15 protein-coding genes and 4 pseudogenes are annotated in these 18,386 nt (G+C 26.6%); 5 read left to right on the top strand and 14 right to left on the bottom strand.

The genetic code is table 11. The features are described 5' to 3' along the window. Positions 1-51 precede the first annotated feature (51 nt). Positions 52-3,126 (top strand): S1 family peptidase, encoded by a 3,075-nt coding sequence (locus BBA70_RS00120; protein ID WP_011412300.1) that lies wholly within the window; start codon positions 52-54, stop codon positions 3,124-3,126. 55 nt (positions 3,127-3,181) lie between these two features. Here BBA70_RS00120 and BBA70_RS00115 read toward each other — a convergent pair whose 3' ends face one another. The 6 genes and pseudogenes from BBA70_RS00115 to BBA70_RS00090 all read right to left on the bottom strand — a co-directional run bounded on the left by BBA70_RS00115 (position 3,182) and on the right by BBA70_RS00090 (position 9,986). Further along, a complete protein-coding gene (locus BBA70_RS00115; RefSeq protein WP_252861403.1) occupies positions 3,182-3,805 on the bottom strand; it encodes an energy-coupling factor transporter transmembrane component T family protein in 624 nt (207 codons plus the stop codon). A 209-nt stretch (positions 3,806-4,014) separates the two neighbouring features. After that, positions 4,015-5,781 carry an ABC transporter ATP-binding protein gene (locus BBA70_RS00110; RefSeq protein WP_041639768.1) on the bottom strand — a complete coding sequence of 589 codons (1,767 nt, stop codon included), beginning with the start codon at positions 5,779-5,781 and terminating at the stop codon, positions 4,015-4,017. Between the two features lie 107 nt (positions 5,782-5,888). Continuing rightward, a pseudogene (locus tag BBA70_RS00105) lies at positions 5,889-6,446 on the bottom strand (ECF-type riboflavin transporter substrate-binding protein). Between the two features lie 146 nt (positions 6,447-6,592). Then, positions 6,593-9,222, bottom strand: a pseudogene (locus BBA70_RS03860) (valine--tRNA ligase). A 175-nt stretch (positions 9,223-9,397) separates the two neighbouring features. Then, positions 9,398-9,814 (bottom strand): YihA family ribosome biogenesis GTP-binding protein, encoded by a 417-nt coding sequence (locus BBA70_RS00095; protein WP_252861404.1) that lies wholly within the window; start codon positions 9,812-9,814, stop codon positions 9,398-9,400. Positions 9,815-9,839: 25 nt separating this feature from the next. Then, on the bottom strand, positions 9,840-9,986 hold the full coding sequence (locus BBA70_RS00090) for a GTPase (protein ID WP_252861402.1): 147 nt from the start codon (positions 9,984-9,986) through the stop codon (positions 9,840-9,842). Between the two features lie 336 nt (positions 9,987-10,322). Here BBA70_RS00090 and BBA70_RS00085 point away from each other — a divergent pair, with 336 nt between their 5' ends. The 4 genes from BBA70_RS00085 to BBA70_RS03630 are packed head-to-tail and all read left to right on the top strand — an operon-like array spanning position 10,323 to position 11,211. After that, a complete protein-coding gene (locus BBA70_RS00085; protein WP_252861401.1) occupies positions 10,323-10,607 on the top strand; it encodes a hypothetical protein in 285 nt (94 codons plus the stop codon). Positions 10,608-10,650: 43 nt separating this feature from the next. Continuing rightward, a complete protein-coding gene (locus tag BBA70_RS00080; RefSeq protein WP_425312266.1) occupies positions 10,651-10,884 on the top strand; it encodes a hypothetical protein in 234 nt (77 codons plus the stop codon). A 28-nt stretch (positions 10,885-10,912) separates the two neighbouring features. After that, positions 10,913-11,062, top strand: coding sequence for a hypothetical protein (locus BBA70_RS00075; protein ID WP_252861399.1), 150 nt, complete (start codon positions 10,913-10,915; stop codon positions 11,060-11,062). Then, the gene (locus BBA70_RS03630) at positions 11,017-11,211 is read left to right on the top strand and encodes a hypothetical protein (protein WP_334198997.1); all 195 of its coding nucleotides are present in this window, start codon (positions 11,017-11,019) and stop codon (positions 11,209-11,211) included. The genes BBA70_RS00075 and BBA70_RS03630 overlap by 46 nt, the downstream gene beginning before the upstream one ends. 8 nt (positions 11,212-11,219) lie before the next feature. On the opposite strand, the gene BBA70_RS00070 is transcribed toward BBA70_RS03630, so the two are convergent. From BBA70_RS00070 to rpsF, 8 genes and pseudogenes are all read right to left on the bottom strand, one after another. Then, positions 11,220-11,810, bottom strand: coding sequence for an L-threonylcarbamoyladenylate synthase (locus tag BBA70_RS00070; protein WP_011412293.1), 591 nt, complete (start codon positions 11,808-11,810; stop codon positions 11,220-11,222). An 83-nt stretch (positions 11,811-11,893) separates the two neighbouring features. Beyond that, positions 11,894-12,946, bottom strand: a pseudogene (prfA, locus tag BBA70_RS00065) (peptide chain release factor 1). A 66-nt stretch (positions 12,947-13,012) separates the two neighbouring features. Continuing rightward, a complete protein-coding gene (locus BBA70_RS00060) occupies positions 13,013-13,873 on the bottom strand; it encodes a replicative DNA helicase (RefSeq protein WP_252861398.1) in 861 nt (286 codons plus the stop codon). Positions 13,874-13,884: 11 nt separating this feature from the next. After that, a complete protein-coding gene (locus tag BBA70_RS00055; protein WP_252861397.1) occupies positions 13,885-14,355 on the bottom strand; it encodes a DnaB-like helicase N-terminal domain-containing protein in 471 nt (156 codons plus the stop codon). Continuing rightward, entirely contained in the window at positions 14,352-16,310 is a 1,959-nt protein-coding gene (gene rplI / locus BBA70_RS00050; RefSeq protein WP_252861396.1) for a 50S ribosomal protein L9, read from the bottom strand. Before rplI ends, BBA70_RS00055 begins: the two co-directional genes overlap by 4 nt. Further along, positions 16,303-16,899 (bottom strand): hypothetical protein, encoded by a 597-nt coding sequence (locus tag BBA70_RS00045; RefSeq protein ID WP_252861395.1) that lies wholly within the window; start codon positions 16,897-16,899, stop codon positions 16,303-16,305. The genes rplI and BBA70_RS00045 overlap by 8 nt, the downstream gene beginning before the upstream one ends. A gap of 93 nt (positions 16,900-16,992) precedes the next feature. Then, positions 16,993-17,231: pseudogene (rpsR, locus tag BBA70_RS00040) on the bottom strand (30S ribosomal protein S18). A gap of 462 nt (positions 17,232-17,693) precedes the next feature. After that, complete coding sequence (rpsF, locus tag BBA70_RS00035; protein ID WP_011412287.1) at positions 17,694-17,981, bottom strand: 30S ribosomal protein S6; 288 nt, start codon at positions 17,979-17,981, stop codon at positions 17,694-17,696. Positions 17,982-18,386 lie beyond the last annotated feature (405 nt).

The raw sequence follows: 18,386 nt of genomic DNA, 5'->3' as shown, positions 1-18,386 counted from the left end.
TACTTCTATTTATAATTTATTAAACATCGCTCATAATTAGAAAAGAGTTTTATGAAAAGAATTAATTTTTATCGTAAATTTATCTTATTTTTTAGCATATCTATTCTTTTTTGGTTAAGTTTTATTCAATTACAAAATTACTCTTATACTAGTCAATTTATGAATAATTCCTTATCTTTTGATAAACTAAATGAAAATAGCCAAACTAAAACTATTAAACAAACTATTAAAGTTTTAGAAAAAGAAAAAGATATTTTAAAAGAAAACATTAAAAAAGATATTAAGGAAGAACAAATTAAAAATACTAATCAAATACAAATCAACAAAGACCAAATTTGGCAAATAAATACAGATGATAAAATTGCTTTAGGAATTATTTTTTATAGTTTAAAAATCACAAACAATAATGACAACCACAACGAAAAAGAAAATGAAAAAGCACCATCGATTAAAAATTCAGAACAAAAAATATATTTTGTTCTTACTCCTAAAAATATCACACAAAAAAACGACATTATAAAATTATCAAATCCCCAAGGAGAAGAATGGGGCACTATTCAAAATCAACTATTAACTCAATATAGCATTTTTACTCCTTTATTAAAAGATTTGGATATTATAACTTTTAAATCACACAAACAATATAAAATTACTCCTTTACAAAGACCCAATAAATATTGCCAAGGACAACCAATTCATTCTTTTTCTACAACTATACCACAAACAATTACCTTTCAACAAAGTCATATAAGCGAAGACGTTGAAGTTAACAATGAATTAGATGAAATATTTATTGCTATTTCTAGTCGTTGCAATTCCAACAACCAACAAACTATTTTTTGGACTGAAAAAGGTGATTTAATTGGTTTTTTAATACCTAATGAAATGAAAAAAGAAAAAGGAATTAAATATATTAAAGCAATTCCTTCCATAAATTTTAATAAACCTATAATAAATAACGAAAAATCCCCAATAATAAAACTTATCAACACAATTAACAACCCCAATAATATAGTAGATATAGAAACAAAGACAAAAGAAAAAGAACCACCCAACAATCAAATACTCCAAGACCTCAATTTAATTACTTTATTTATTGATACTGGTTATAGTCTGGGAACAGGAATAATTGTTTACAAAGAACAAATAAATAACAATACTACATATTATACACTAACTAATCGTCATGTAATTGAAAGTTTTTATCATACATCAAATCCCCAAAAACAAATAACAATCAAAAACAATCAAGGTTTAAAAAGTCAAGCGAAACTATATGCTTTTATTAATAACAATCGTGAATACGATGATATAGCTATCATAACTTTTACTATTCCCAGCTCAAATACTACTCAAAAATTAAATGAAGTCCTTGAAAAATACATTAATTTTGAAAAAGACATACAAATACCTATTCATCAAGGAGAACAAGTTTGGGTATTGGGTTGCCAAAAAGGCTTACAAACTAAACAATTCCAAAAACCAACAAAAATAAAATGGAAACAGTGGTATTTTGATTTAATGCCTCATCAAAGACCTCAATTTAAACAAAATTTATTTAAAATAGGAGTTGTTGCTTTTTTTAATGAAAAAGAAATTAACTCTGATATGACTCTAGATTCAGGCAATAGCGGAGGACCTCTTTTTAATGCTGAAGGAAAATTAATAGGCATAAATAGGAGTTACCATAAAATTTTGCGCATTTCTCAATCAATTAACATTAATTACATCAAACAACAATTTTATAATTTACTCAAATCCAAAAAAGAAAACAAAGCAAATCACAATCCAAATGATATTGCATTCCAAACAACTAAAACTAATAAAAACCATATTGCACACGAACTTAACAAATTGGAAAATGAAAAACTAAACGAACAAAAGCCTTACATCCAAACACAAATCTTTTTAGAAGACCTCTATGTTTATATAAAAGAACAACCCAAACAAAAAATAATTTTTCAAAATAAAAACAACCAAGAAAATCTGATTACAATAAATTTTTATGGGTTAGAAACAATACAATTAGTTAATTTTGATACTCATAAATACAAGAAACTAGAAATTAGTTTAGCAAGTGCTAATCAATTTAGTATTTATTTACAAATTCAAATGTTTGATTATAACAATAAAAAAAGTTATGAAGAAACAATTCAAATACCTAAAATTGACATAGATAAAATGTTTTTATCATTTACTAAACAAACTTTTTCTTATCACAGCATTTTAGAAAAACAAAAAAAGATTTTAGAAACCAATATCAAATCAACCAAAACTACCTCCAAAAACCAAATAAAGCCAAATACTTTTTATAATCTTTTTGATAATAAAGAACAAATAATTAAAGAAGATATGTTAAAAACTATAGTTTTATGCCAAGATTATTACAATGCCCAAAATATCAACTTAGGGGTTATCATTAACCAAAAAGTTGTAAATAATTCCGATAATACTTTTATATATACTATCATTTTGGAAAAAAATGTAATAAATTTAAATACTTCTTATCTCTTAGATACTTTCCAAAATATTTGCAATGAAAACGTTAAAATAACTATCCAAACACCTTTTGGCTTACAAAATGAAAAAGGAAAATATCAAAACATAGCCACCCAAAATAATCCTTTTAGCTACATAACTTTTGAATCTAGAACAAATTATCCTGTTTGTGCCTTTACTCCTGATAAAAAACTTTTGTTAGGAGAAAAAATATATTTAATTAGCAATTATAATAACATTTCTGATAAAGCATTAGCACCTCATATTTTTCAAAGCCATTTAGCATTACTAGATAACCAAAGCAGCCAATCAATTACAATAGATAGTACTTTTTTAGAAAATTATTTTAACTCAGAAGAAAACCTTTATTATAATAATTGGTTTGCTTTTGATTCTCAAGGAAATCTAATTAATATTTGCTCTCAACAAGATATTTATCACCTACACAAGAGTCAATTTCCTTTTATTACATTTCCCAAAAATAATTTTTTACTAAATAAAATGATAAACATTACCAATGCCAAAATAGCAATATTTTTAATATGGACTTTCATTTGCATTATGGTTTTTATAATAATAGATATTAAAAGTTTTAAAGATAAATACATTATTGTATATAAATTATAAAATATTTTTAAAAAATATTTAATTCTTTAATTTTGATATTTTTACAATACTATTATCAAAAAGGGTTTTTGGCAAAAGGATAATAAAACCTATCATAACGGCACAAAAGCCACACACCAAGCAAAAGGAGTGCCAACCCTAATAAAAAAGTAAACAAATCAAGAATACTAAAAGATTTTTCATAATACCAAGTTCTTGTTTTATATTTACCAAAACGCCTCAATTGCATAGCATTAGTAATTACATCAATTTTATCTAAATTAAAGAAAATCAAAGGAGGAATAATAAGGGCAATTTTTTTAATATCTGCAATAATGCGAGCTACAAAATGAGTTTTTTTAACAACTTTAATACCTCGTATTTGTTGATTGAAATAAATATTTTTAAAATCTTTTTGAATTTCAGGAATATAGCGAATAGTAAGAGAAAAAGCATAACTAATTTTATAACTAACCCCTAATTTATTTAAACTAGCAGCTAATTGACTTGGATTAGTAGTTATAATAAAGATTAAAAACAAAGGAATGATACAACAATACTTTAACAAAACATTAAATTGATAAAACAATTGTTCTTGGGTTAAAAGATTATAAAATAAAGGAATGGGGGTTTTGGAGTTATATATTTGAGTACCGTGATTTCTAAAAATAATAATAATAATAATATTGTTTACAAACAAAAAAAGAAAATTCCTTTAACCACAAAAACCACTTGCTGCCATTTAATTTTAGCACACCAAAAAAAAACAAAGACAAAAGGGAAAGCCCCAATAAAAACCACACATGATAGACCATCATACAAGCAATTGAAACCGAAATCAAAAACAATAACTTAGTTGCTCCTTGGATTTTATAAATGAAAGTATTACCTGGTAAATATTGCAACATACTATTTTCCATAACAATAATCCTCCCTTAAAAAAGCCAACATTTGAGTTAACAAAACATTTTTTTCTTCTGATGTAAATGGCAATTTATTAAAAAGAACAATCAAACTAATAGGGTTGAGAGAAGTTTTTTGCATTAAAGAAATATCTGTAAAAATTTTTAAAGTATTAGTGTTTGCAATAATTCCTCCTTGTTCTAAAACCAAAGTTCTTTGAGTATAATTAAGCATTAAAGACATATCATGAGTAATAATTACAATGGTAATGCCTTTATTATTTAACTTTTGTAAAAAAGTCATAATTTGTGTGCGATGTTTTAAATCTTGTCCTATGGTAGGTTCATCCAAAATAAGAATTTGAGGTTGCATTACTAAAATAGAAGCAATAGTAAGTCTTTTTTTTTGTCCGAAACTAAGAGCAGAAATAGGCCAGTTAACAAAATATTCTAAATTACAAGTTTTCAAAATGGCATGCACTTTGGTTTTGATTTCAGTTAATGAAAGTTGTTTACTTAAAAACCCCAATGCTACTTCTTTAAAAACAGTTTTTTGGGAAATCATATGATGGGGATTTTGCATGACAAAACCAATTTTTTCTGATTTTTGTTGTAAAGATAAACATGAAATATTTTGATTATTTAATAAAATAGTTCCTGTTTGAGGAGTACAAAAACCACAAATAACTTTGGCTAAAGTAGATTTACCACTACCATTTTTACCAAAAATACTAATCATTTCTCCTGGAAATAAATCCAAAGAAATGTTATTTAAAATATTGGGTTGTCTGGGTTCATAGTGATAAGAAATGTTTTGTAATTGTAAAATTGGGGAAAAAGGTGCAAAATGTTTGTAAAAGGAAGGTAATAATTGAGTTGGAGAATTTTGAGAAATGGAACATTTTTTTAAATTTTTTAATTGATGAAAAAAATATTGAGAAAAATCTGAGAATTTCAAATAAGGCAAATTTAATAAATGGGGAAGGTGTTCCAAATTAACACCAACCTTTTTCAAAGCACTAATATAAGTTGGTTCTTGAATACTTTGTTTAATTAAAACATTTTCTAAAATTAATTTTTGGGGAGAATTGTCATAAATAATTTTTCCATCTTCAAATACTATTATCCTATCAAAAGAATCATCTAAAATATCTTCTAAATAATGTTCAATAACTAAAATAGTTGAATGGTATTTTTGATGAATAGTTTTTATTAAGGCAGTCATTTTGGCTCTTGAAACAGGATCAAGATTGGATAGAGATTCGTCAAATAACAAAATAGAAGGATTATAAATTAAAACTCCTGCCATCGACGCTAATTGCTTGTGACCTTCGGAAAGTTCTTGTGGTTTGTAATCTAAAAAGGATTGCAATCCTAAATCTTGTGCCCACATATTTACTTTTTGATATATTTTACTTTGAGGCAAAGCGTCATTTTCCAAGGCAAAAGCTATATCTTCTGCTACTGTTAAACCTACAAATTGTTTATCTGTATCTTGCATAATGGTGCCCACATCCAAAGATAGATCAAAAATATTGGTTTGTGTCAAAACTTTGTCCTTAATAATAGCAGTTCCTGTAATTTTTCCTTGATAACTATGAGGAATCAAACCATTAATACATTTTAAAAAAGTAGATTTACCGCTACCATTTTTGCCAACAATCAAAACTTTTTGTCCTTCATAAATAGTTAAATTGATTTGATTTATAGTAGGAGTTTGTTGGCTATAATATTGAAAACTAAAATCTTTAAAAATGATTAATGGTTTTGGCATAAAGTTCCTCTTTGAAGTTATAAAATGAAAAAATCTAATAAATGAATTAGTATTTTGTTGTGGTTTTAGAAGCAAAAGGAATATGATTAATGATGTTTAAAAAATGTTTAAGAATTATTAATTTTCATTAAAGTAGCTTGTTTAGTGTAATGACAAGAATATATAGTCATTAATTTAATTCCCACCACACTATAAGCTAAAATATTAGAAATTACTATCAAAAAGCTTTGTAAATAAACTAGTTTAGGTGGTTGCCCGTAAATCAATAAATCACTTTGAGGAGCAAAAAAACCCCAAATTATAAAATTACAAGCAACCTGGTAAAGCCAAAAATAAACAATTTTTTTCTTAGTAAACACTTGATATTTAAGATCAATTATTTTATATGGTAACCCGTAAATAAAACCAATAAGAGCAGAGCATAAAACCCAATTCCAAGAAACATTTCCAAACAAAAAAAATCTTTAATGATGTGTCCTATAAGTCCCACATAAAAACCAACCGAAGGACCAAAAGCAACAGCAATGAAAGCTAAAAAAAGCTGCTGAAGTCTCAATACTTACGTTAAAACCTACAGGAATAGAGGCAAAACAACTTAAAACAAAAAAAATAGTAGTGCTCAGCCCTATAGTAACAGTTTTTTTAATAGAATCGTCTTTTGACATTGGTTAGTTCCCTTAATAAGTAGTTTTAATTTGAAAAATATTAGTTGGTTAGTTTTTTTGGGATTTTGTTTGCGATGTTTTTTTAATTTCAAAACTTAAATTATTTATTTATAGTTTTATTTAAATTTTTTATTTTTTGTTTGGATTTAGCGGTTTTTAATTGTTGTTTTTTCTAACAATTTTTTATATTGCTTGCAATAACTTTCGTATTTCTTTTTTTCAATTTCAATTTTGGAACTTGCAGCTTTTTGTAAGAAGGATGGATTGTTTAAAATGGTCTCACTTCTTTTAATTTCTTTAAGAAGGGTATTTTTTTGTTGTAAAAAATTACTTTCAAATTTGGTTTCATTAAGTTTGTCGAGAGTTTTGCGGTCAATATAAAGACTTAAATTTTTTTCAATTAACCAAATAGTTTTTTTTGAATTAGTAACTTTGTTAGTAATTTTAATTTGAAAAGTTTTGAAAAATTTTTCTAAAGCTTGTTGCAAACTTACAAAATCTTGGAGGGGTGTTGAAGATTGAGATACAATTTCTAATTCTAAATTTAATTTAAAATTGATATTGGATTCTTGTCTTAAATGACGTGTTTTAATAATTAAGTTTTTAAGATTTTCAAAATCAGTTAAGGCATCTAAATTACAATAAGAAGTTTTTTGCAAAATAGTTTGAGTAATGTTAGTTTTTTTGTCAAAATTTTCATAAAGAACATCAGTTACAAAAGGTATAAAAGGATGTAAAAGTTGCAAAATGTATTTTATCATATAAACTAAAAATTTTTGACTGTTGTACAGGTTTGTTAAATTGGAGTTATTCTGATCTAAATCGTGTTTGGCAAATTCTAAATGCCAATTAGCAAAATATTCCCAAACAAAGTGATATAAAATTTTTCCAATTTCTTTTAATTCATATTTTTGATATAAAGTTGTTACTTTTTGAGTTGTTAAATGCAATTGTGTTAAAAGAGCTTTTTGGGGTAAAGACAAAAGATTGATATCAAAATCGGTGTCTAGGGTGTTGGTTTTTAATTTTATAAAACGACTAATATTCCATAATTTATTAATGAAATTCCAAGATGAAGCAACTTTAGTCTCATCATAGAATAAATCAAATCCAGGAGCAGCGTTAGTAGTTAAAAACCATCTAAGAGCATCAGTACCATATTTGGCAACAACTTCTAAAGGATCAACACCGTTACCTTTTGATTTAGACATTTTTTTTCCTTTGTTATCTCTTACTAAACCATGTAATAAAACATCTTTAAAAGGGTCTTTTTGGGTTAATAAAATACTTTGAAAAACCATTTTTGATACCCAAAAAGTTAAAATGTCATAGCCCGTTACCAAAACATCAGTAGGAAAGTGGTTTTGAAATAAAGGAGTGTTACAATTAGGCCATCCCAAAGTACTAAAAGGCCACAAAGCAGAAGAAAACCAAGTATCCAAAACATCACAATCAAGGTTCCATTCTGGACCAGGACTTTCTATTTGAACCTTAATTTCTTTTCCTTTGTGCCAAGCAGGAATTTGATGACCCCACCATAATTGACGCGAAATACACCAGTCTTCGATATTTTGGAGCCAATTATTAAAAATATTTTTAAAACGAAGCGGAAAAAAATTGATTTTATTTGTTTTTAAAGCATTTTGGGCGATGGCTTTGGTTTTTAAAAACCATTGTAAAGAAAGGCGTGGTTCAATGATAGAATCAGAAATACTCGAATATCCTACTTTATAAAGGTGGATTTCGGTTTTTGTGAAAAATCCTTTTTTTTAAGAGTTTGCACTAACTTTTGACGGCAGACAAAACGGTCTAATCCTTGATATTGCAAAGCTAGATCGTTCATAGTGCCATCTTCATTCATACATAATAAAACTTTTAATTGGTGTCTTTTAGCTACTTCGAAATCATTAATATCGTGTCCAGGTGTCACCTTTACAACTCCCGTACCAAAATTAATATCTACGTAATTATCACTAATAACAGAAATTTGGATGTTAGTATCAGGAATAAAGACTTTTTTGCCAATAAAAGATTGATATCTAGGGTCGTTAGGATTTACCATTAAAGCTTGGTCGGCAAACATGGTTTCAGGGCGAGTGGTTGCAATTTCTAAAAAAGAAGAAGCAAAAGAGCCATTAGACAAATTGGAATTAGTTGTAAAATCAACCAAAAAATATTTAATATAATATAATTTTCCTTTGGTTTCATGGTAATTTACTTCTACATTAGAAAGGGCTGTTTTAGTTTTGGGGTCCCAATTAATAATTTTATAATCTCTGTAAATTAATTTTTGTTGGTATAATTTGATAAAAACTTCTTGAACTGTTTGACTCAAATCAGGATCAAGAGTAAATTTTTCAAAATTATAATCGAGATGAAGACCTAAAACTTGCCATTGTTGCCTAATATTTTGGGCATGTTTTTCTTTCCACTGCCATGCGTATTTTAAAAAAATTTCTTTGTTTAAAGTTTTGTTCAAAAGACCTTCTTGTTTTAATTGTTCTTTAACTTTATTTTGAGTGGCAATTCCTGCATGATCCATCCCAGGCAAAAAGAGCACGTCAAAGCCTTGCATTTTTTTAAATCTTATAATAATGTCTTGAATAGTGTTATTCCAAGCGTGTCCCAAATGAAGTTTTCCTGTTACATTAGGAGGTGGAATTACAACAGTAAAAGTTTTTTTGGTGGTGTTTAGATTAGAACAAAAATATTTTTTTTCTAACCATTTTTGGTATCTTTGATGTTCTACTTTTTTAAAATCATATTTAGATTGCATAAAATTAGCTTCTTTCTATTTTCTTTTTTATGGTTGAAGTTTTTAAGTTTTAAAAGTTTTTGGATTTTGGAAATTTTGAAAATGTTTAAGCGGTTTGGAGTAAAAAAATTTATTTTTTTGCAAAGTGAAAAAGTTGAAAAAACAAAAAAGTACAAAAAATAAGGAAATCCTTTTTTTAATCATTGGCATTTGAATCCATTAATTGACTTAAAAAAAGTTTTAATTCTTCCAGCCCTTCTTGTTGTTTTGACGAAATCAAAAAGAAATATTTAATTTGGGAAAAGTGATTAACAAGCATTTTTAATTGTTTGGGTACAAGACTTTTTTTAACTTTATCTTTTTTAACGAATAACAAGACCACCTCAAAACCCGCTTGCAAAAGAACTTGATGGATTCTGTCGTCTTCTTGAGTAGCACCTACTTTAAAATCAATTAGTTGAAAGATTGCTTTGAGATTAGAAGTTTGTTCCAAAAAAGCAATAATCATCGGTAATAACTGCTTTTTAATTTCTTTACTTTTTTTAGCATAACCGTAGCCAGGAGTATCGATCAAATAAAAAGATTCATTAATGTCATAGTAGTTTAGGGTGATTGTTTTGCCAGGAGTTTTAGAAATTTTAGCTAATTTTTTTTTGAGTTAAAGCATTGATGAAAGTACTTTTGCCAACGTTGCTTCTGCCCACCAAAACAATTTCGGGTTGTTTTTTCAAAGGAATATATTTAAAATTGACAATACTACTCACAAAAGTTGATTTTTTAATCATTTTAGTTTTTCCTTTTCTTTTTGCTTTTACCTATAATTGTTTGCGATTGGTGATTTTTGAAGGTGTTTTACAAATATTATTATAACAAATTATTATTTTTGTTGATTTATATTTTGTGATATCGTTTTGTAATAATTTTTTTTTGATAAAATAAAAATAGTGATATTTATAATAATGTTGAATTGATATTTTGCAAAAAAATTAAAAAAACAAATTATTAATTAATAATAAAAAAGGCAAAATGAGGTTTTAAATTTGGAAAAAACAAATAACATACATTTAATTTGGGGAAAACAAAGGTTTTTTCTAGAAAAAAAATAAAAAAATAATTAATGTTTGCAAACAAAAAAATTAGATGTAGTTTATTATTGTATGCAAAAAGATATTGTAACAGAACTTAAAAAAGAACTGCAAAACACTTCTTTAATTGAAAACACATGGAAAAAAGTAATTTTGGTGGATCACAGTGAAATTTTATTTCAAAAAAAAACTCAAGAAATTGCTTTTTTAATTTCTTATTTACAAAATCCTTACAAAAATTTAGATTTATATTTTTTTGCAGAAAAAACAACTAAAACATCTGAAGTTCAAAAAAATTTGGGAAAAACATTGTATTTGTAAAACAACAAATAGTTTAGAAAAAAAAGATTTTTTTAAATATATCATGGATGTTTTTCAAAAAGATGGTTTTAAAATTGATACAAAAACTATCCAAGAATTAGCGAGTAAAACTAACTATAATCTTTATTTTTTGCATCAAGAAATAACAAAAATCAAATTATGTCAAACAAATGATAAAAATATAACTTGGCAAATGGTACAAAAAATCAATGCTTTTAAGAAAAATGACAATATTTTTGGATTAATTAATCTTTTTTTTAAAACAAAATTATATTGATGCTTATCAAATTTATAAAACCTTGAAAATGCAAAAAATCAATGCTTTTAATGTTATAAATCGATTAACTCATAAAATTAAAGAATTGTTATTGGTAAAAGAATTATTGCAACAAAAAAACAACCCAGAAGAATTGCAAAAAGTTTTGGCAGTTTCACAAGGAAAAGTATTTTTTTAATAAAAGAAGCAAAATTGATTGAAACAACAAAATTAAATACACTGTTTTTAGATTTAATAGAATTAGAATATAAAATTAAAGAAGGTACCATAAATAAAGATATTGGTTTGGAAATTTTTTTATTGGGTAAGCAAAAGGTTTTTTTGTAATTTTAAAACTAGGCACATAACTTGCAATTTTTTGATGGTAATAAAGATTTTAGGATTTGTGATGAAATTTCTTCTTGAGTAATTGTTCCTTGCCTTAAAATAACTGGTTGAAAAGTGGTTAGATCAACAATAGTGGAAGATATTTTTAAAATTGGATGATAGTTTTTATAAATCAAAGCCACTTTATTGTGATAAATATTAAAAATAGTTTGGTAATCATTTAGTGGAGGATGATTGCTTTGGTTAACAGAAGTGGTTTTTAAAGGACCATTTTTTTTTAAAATTTCCAAAGTTAAAGGATGGTTGGGGATTCTTACTCCTAAAGTTTTTTCCTTTGTTTTAGAAAAATATTTGGAAGTGGTAGGCAGAACAAAAGTTAAAGGCCCTGGCCAAAAATGCAGAGCTAATTTAAGGTTTTGAGGACTAAATTGGACCAATTTTTTTGCTTGTTGTAAAGATGAACACAAAACAACAATACTTTTGTTTAAGGGTCTTTTTTTAATTTGATAAATGTAGTTGAGTCCTTTTTTATCATATAATTTAGCGCCCATACCATAAACTGTATCAGTTGGAAAAATAATAATATCTTTTGGTTTCACGATGATTCCTTTATTTATCTTTTTTTCTTAAACAGGTTTTAAAATTGAAAGGTTTTGGTTTTGTAAAATAAATTTCGTAAAAACTAACTTTGGGCAAGTTGTTCTTTTTGGGCTTCATGAATCAAAGGTTCAATAACTAAATCGAGTTTACCTTCCATAATGATATCTAATTTTTGTAAAGTAAGTCCAATTCTGTGATCTGTTATACGATTTTGGGGGTAATTATATGTTCTTATTTTTTCGCTTCTTTCGCCAGTTCCTACTAATTTTTTTCTGTGTGTTTTTTCTTCTTCTTGTTTAATATTTAACATTTGGTTATAAATGCGTGTTTTTAAAAGGGTAAATGCTTTGTCTTTGTTTTCGTGCTGGCTTTTGCCTTCTTGACAAGCAACACTAATTCCTGAAGGTACATGAGTAAGTCTAACAGCTGATTTAGTAGTGTTTACTGATTGTCCGCCAGGTCCGCTAGAATTAAAAGTGTCGGTGCGAATGTCATGCCAATCAATTTTTAATTCTAATTCTTCTGCTTCAGGAAATACCAAAACAACAGCAGTAGAAGTATGAATTCGCCCTTGGGCTTCGGTAGTAGGAACACGTTGGACTCGGTGAACACCTGATTCATACTTTAAAAAAGAATAAATATTTTTCCCAGAAATTAAAAGTTCTACGGAAGAAAGACCGCCTTTGATACTTGGATTTAGATTGAGGATTTCGACTTTCCATTTTTTGCTTTCGGCGTATTTAACATAGGTTCGTAACAAATCAGCTGCAAAAAGATTCGCTTCGTTGCCACCAGCTGCACCTTTAATTTCTAAGACAACATTTTTTTTATCAAAAGGATCTTGGGGTAAAAGCAAAATTTTTAATTTTTCTAAGGTAATTTTTTTTTGATAAAATAGTATCTTTTTCTTGTCGTGCTAAAAGTAATAATTCTTGGTCTTGTTCGGTTTCTAAAATAGTTTGAACTTGAATAAATTCGGTTTCTAAATTTAAGTATCGGTTAAAAAGTTCTACTGTTGGTTCTAATTTTGATAAATTTTTAAAAATGTCAATTTTTTGAGTTATATTTTGTTCATTTAACAAAAGTTTTTGTAAATCTTGATATTTTTGTTTTATTTTTTTAATCTGTCAAGCATATTTACCTCTTTTTTAAAAAAAAGAATTGGGGTAAAAAAATATTTTAATCAAGCAAAATTCTTTTTTTATTCGTTTTTATTAGGTTCGATTTCTGAAAAAAACATATAATCAAAATTAAGCTTAAATTCTCTAATGCCAATTGATCCTTGACGATTTTTGGCAATAATAACTTGAGTGTGCCCAGAAGAATCAGGTTTTTTGTCTTTTTCATAATAGCCTTCACGGTACAAAAACATTACAATATCAGCGTCTTGTTCAATTGATCCTGAATCTCTGAGATCAGCCAAAATGGGACGTTTATCTTCTCTTTTTTCTACATCCCTTGATAGTTGTGAAAGGGCAATGACAGGGATTTTTAATTCACGTGCTATTTGTTTTAAGTTTTGAGAAATTTCTGCTACTTCTTCTTGGCGGTTGTGTTTGTTAGTTTTACGGATAAGTTGCAAATAGTCTATCATTATAATATCAAGTTTGTTTTGACTTTTAAGTTTACGACATTTAGCTTTAATATCTAAAATATTTACCGTAGCTGAATCATCAAAATAAATATTTAAATCATGCATTTTTTCCATTGATATTTCTAACAAAAATTTTTCTTCTCTGTTGGTGTTGCCCAATTGAATTTTTTTGTGTTGTATTTTTGATTGGGTGCTTAACATTCGCATAGCTAATTGTTCATTTGACATTTCTAAACTAAAAATAGCAATATGAGGGGAATGAGAATTGTGTTTAGGGTTAGCAATTCTGAGAGCTAAATTAAGCATAAAAGTACTTTTCCCCATAGAAGGACGAGCAGCTAAAATAATAAATTCTTCGGGTTTAAATCCTAAAGTAATGTTATTGAGATTTTCATATCCAGTTGAAAGACCTACTAAATCTTTATGACTTTTGGCAAGAATATTTTTTTCTTTAATTTCTTTTAACAAAATTTTTAATTTTAATAATTCGTTGGTTTTTTGTTTTTAGTTAAATTAAAGATTTTTTCTTCCGACAAATCCAAATATTCTTGAACATCAATGTTTTCGTATCCTTTTTGTGCTAATGAAGTTACAGTTTCGATAATTTCTCTTTTTAAAGCAGTTTCCTTAATTAAATCAATGTATGTTCCTATATGTTGAATAGAAGGCATCAAATCAGATAATTCTTTTAAATAATCAATATTTCCTATTTTTTTTAATAATTTTTCATTATCTAAAATAGCACTTACTGAAGAATAATCAATTTGTTTGTTAGTTTCATGCAAAGTTTTCATTGCTCTAAAAATATGTTGGTGATGAGGGCTGTAAAAGTCAGTTTCTTCAATCATATCTAAGGTAAAAGTTATTTTTTCAGGGTTTAAAAGTAAAACTCCTAACAAAGCACGTTCTGCTTCAGGACTTGAAGGAGTATTTTTAGAATAATTTGTCATTTGCTTTTTCTTTCAGTCACATTAAGGAAAAAAGTAGCCTTAATTTGATCAGTTAGAAAAACATCAACAGGATAAATACCAATGGCGATAATTTCACTTTCTAAAGATATTTTTTTACGGTCAAGAGTGATATTATGAACTTTTAAAAATTCTTCAGAAATTTGTTTGAGAGTAATTTTTCCATAAATTTTTCCTTTAGGTCCTAATTGAATATCTAGAGTAATTTTTTTGTCATCAATTTCTTGTTTTAATTTTTGCATTAAAAGTTCGTGATTACGTTTTTGTTCTTGTTCTAAAATTTGGGTTTGTTTAATTACAGCTAAATTAGCTTTGTCTGCTAAAAGAGCTTTTTTATTTTGGATTAAAAAATTGCCATAACCATTATTAACTTTAATAATTTCGTGTTTTTTTCCTTTGTTAGAAATATCAGTTAACAAAATAATTTCCATATTCTTTTCACCTTTTTCATATTCTAATTTTAAAAAATGTTTTAAAGTGTCTGTAACTGTTTTGATATTAGTTCCTTCTAATTGAGTAGCGGCGCTATTAAGATGTCCTCCACCTTCCATTTGTTCCATGATAGTTTGAACATTAATTTCATTGTAAGAACGAGCACTAATTGCTATTTTATTATCTGCTATTTTCGCTATCATAAAAGCAGCATCAACGTTTTGAATGTTTAGAACACTTTCTGCCACTTGAGCTAAAAAAGAACGATTTTCATAAATTTCAGAACTTTGAATAATAGCAAATCTATCCATAAAAATTTCCATTTCAGAAATCAGTTTATTAATTTCTAAAACTTTATCAAAGTCTTTGCGTAACCAACTTTTAACCTCAATTGCATCAGCGCCTAAATCTTTTAATTTAGAAGCTACTTCAAAAGTTCTAGAACTTGTACGGTAAATAAAAGCGTTAGTATCAATTAAAATACCTGCATACATAATGCTTGCTTCAAAAGCAGTAATGTGGACTTCTTTTTCCAAAAATCCCATAACTTCAACAAGCAATTCAACAGTTGAAGAAGCAGATGATTCGACATAAGAAAAAATAGAAGGAATAATTTCTTCGGTAGCGCGGTGGTGATCAACAACTACAATATTGGGCGTTAGCGATAAAAGTTCGGGACTATTTAACATATCTTTAGTTTGGGTATCCAAAACTGCAATTAAGGAATTGTCTTTAATCATTTTGGATGCTTGTTGGGTTGTAATAATATTTAGAGTTTTTTTTGACTCAGTTTTAATTAATTGATGATAAACGGGGATGAGGCTTTTGTCTAATTTTTCTTCATCAAGGATAATATAATTGTTGTTTTCGGGATGGATAGTGGCTGCAATTTTGTAAAAAGCAATTACAGAACCCAAAGCATCAAGATCGGTGTGGGTGTGTCCCATGATAAAACAATGAGGATTTTTTTTCAAAATATCGACCAAATTTTGGGCATTAATACGGGCATGCACTTTGGATTGTTTGCTTAAAGAAGCAATTTTAGCACCAAAATATTTAATTTTTTCATTTTCAATATTAACAACCACTTGATCACCACCCCTTTTTTGGGCTAATTCAATTGCATTTTGACTGTAGGTAGCGAGTTTTTCATATGACAAATTCCAACAAGCAATTCCCATAGAAAGAGTAACTTTTAATTGATATTTGTGAGAAATGTTGCGGATAGTATCTAAAATGCTAAATTTATTTTCTAACATTTTATCTAAATTTTGGCGGTTAAGAAGAAGCAAAAAACGGTCGTCTATCAATTGTTTTAAATAACTTTCATAAGGTTCAATATAATCAGATAAAGCACTTAAATATTCACCTTGTATTTGAGATTGTTCTGAAAGATCATAACGAATTAAGGATTCTGCTAAATTATCAAAAGCAATCATAGCAATAGCTAAGGTTTTTTGTAAAAATAAATGTTTGATTTGTTCTTTTTCGGTAGCATCAAACAAATAAAAAACACTTAAATCTTTTTATAAAACATTCAAATTTTTGGTTTTTTAAAGTGATGATGGTTTTGGGAATTGTATCAGAAGTGCTTATTAGTTGTGCCATATTTTCATTAATTTGAGTTAAGGGAGAATTAATTTCAGGATTTTTTAAAATAAAACTGGCATAAGGATTGAGCCACTGAATTTCTTGACTAGAAATATCAATTAAAACAATACCAATAGGAAGTTCGTTGAGCACTTCTTCTCCAATTTGACTTACGTGAAAAGATAATTTAGACCATAAAGAAAGTTTGTTTTTTAATCTTTTAATTTGGGCGTTTTTTTTAATGTGAAGCAAAAAACTGATAATAAAGGATGCTAAAATTATTTTTCCAAAAAAGTTAAAAATGAAAAAAATGATTTTACGACGCATACCGCTCATTTCGCTGGCAGTATTTTTGCTTGGATTTTGATTGTTGGTTAATTGATTAATTGTTTCAATAATTTCTTGAATATTTTGGAAATCAAAACAAAAAAGAATTAAAATCAAAACAACAATTACACAAGCAATTACAATAAATTTGGTGTTATGTTTATTTTTAGAAAACATAATTTTTTTGCCCTCATTTGCATTTGAATAATTAGATAAAATTTATTTTAAATATTTGTAATTAATAAAAAAAACAGGATGCAACCCCTGTTTTTATTGTTGAATAAAAGGAATTAAAGCCATATGGCGAGCTCTTTTAATAGCAATTGCCAATTGACGTTGCCATCTAGCAGAAATATTTGTTACTCTTCTAGAAAGAATTCTTCCACGGTCAGTAATAAATCTTTGTAAAAGTTCTATGTCTTTAAAATCAATTTTAGTTACTTTGTTTTCAGTAAAAAAACAAACTTTGCGACGTTTTTTAAAAGTATTTTTTTGTTATTAAATTTCATTTTTAACTCCTTTTGAAATTGAAAATATTTATTATTTTTGTTTTTAGATTTGGTTATGTTATTGTTTTTATTATTTTATATCAGTTAATTTAGGAATTATTTTTAATTGGAATATTATTCATAATCGTTATAAGTTTTTTTTAGATTCTAAGAATTGGACATTGTTACAAAAAACACTAGTTTGCCAATTAGTTACACCGTCTTTTTCCCAAGTTTATACTCTAATACTTCCTTCAACACCTATTAAAGCACCTTTAGAAATATATTTTTCAAATTTTCAGCTTGTTTACCAAAAACAGTACAATTGATAAAATTAGTTTTTTTTCGCTAGAAGAACTTACAATTTTATTAACTGCCAAAGTAAATTTAACAACATAAGTACCACTATTAGTTTTTTTAATTCTGGGTCTTTGGTAATACGACCTACCAAAATAACTTTATTAATCATATGAATTAAATTTCTTATTCTTTATCTTTAATAACGATGAATCTAATAATTTCTTCAGTAATTTTGACAATACGATTAAATTCTAAAACAGCATCATTATCTGCTTTTACCATTAACCAATTGTAATAACCTTTTTTATGATTATCAATAAAATAAGTTAGGTCTTTTAATCCTATTTCTTTTTGTTCCAAAATTTGGTTTGGGGCTTGTAAAAAAACATTTTGCAAAGTATCATTAATTTTTTTAACGTATTTGTTGTCTAAATTGGGGCGTAAAATATACATTATTTCGTATTTTTTCATTTTTTCTCTCCTTATGGCCTACGCGGTCTTTATCTCTAAATTGTAAAGACAAGGAATAAGCATTTTATTTTCTAATTTATAAGACATTAATATTATAACAAAAAAATATTTTTTTTAGTTAATTAGATGACAAAACTGTAATATTTATAGGTTTTTTTAGTTAAAGATATTATTTTTTTATCAAGAAATAAAAATTTATTGATATTTATTAATTGTGATTTATTTGTTTCGATAAAAAAAATTCTAACATAAAACAAAAAATGAAAGTAAAAAAATATTCTAAATTAATCAAAATATTATTTTTCTAAAAAATAATTTAGATACAAATACAAACAGAAAAGCAAGAAATGTTTTTTTAAAAAAGTTTTTAGTTATTTACCTTTAAATTTATTTTGCAATAATGTT

It is taken from the genome of New Jersey aster yellows phytoplasma, from assembly GCF_002554195.1.
In the GTDB taxonomy this organism is placed as follows: Bacteria; Bacillota_I; Bacilli_A; order Acholeplasmatales; family Acholeplasmataceae; genus Phytoplasma.
This window is presented reverse-complemented; position numbering and strand designations above follow the sequence as displayed.

Bases quoted from the DNA above. Each gene is read 5' to 3' on its own strand.
- BBA70_RS00120 (WP_011412300.1), top strand. From the start codon at position 52: ATGAAAAGAATTAATTTTTATCGTAAATTTATCTTATTTTTTAGCATA.
- BBA70_RS00080 (WP_425312266.1), top strand. From the start codon at position 10,651: ATGGATGTTTTTCAAAAAGATGGTTTTAAAATTGATACAAAAACTATC.
- BBA70_RS00090 (WP_252861402.1), bottom strand. From the start codon at position 9,986: ATGATTAAAAAATCAACTTTTGTGAGTAGTATTGTCAATTTTAAATAT.
- BBA70_RS00055 (WP_252861397.1), bottom strand. From the start codon at position 14,355: ATGACAAATTATTCTAAAAATACTCCTTCAAGTCCTGAAGCAGAACGT.
- BBA70_RS00075 (WP_252861399.1), top strand. From the start codon at position 10,913: ATGCAAAAAATCAATGCTTTTAATGTTATAAATCGATTAACTCATAAA.
- BBA70_RS00110 (WP_041639768.1), bottom strand. From the start codon at position 5,781: ATGCCAAAACCATTAATCATTTTTAAAGATTTTAGTTTTCAATATTAT.
- BBA70_RS00045 (WP_252861395.1), bottom strand. From the start codon at position 16,899: ATGTTTTCTAAAAATAAACATAACACCAAATTTATTGTAATTGCTTGT.
- rpsF (WP_011412287.1), bottom strand. From the start codon at position 17,981: ATGAAAAAATACGAAATAATGTATATTTTACGCCCCAATTTAGACAAC.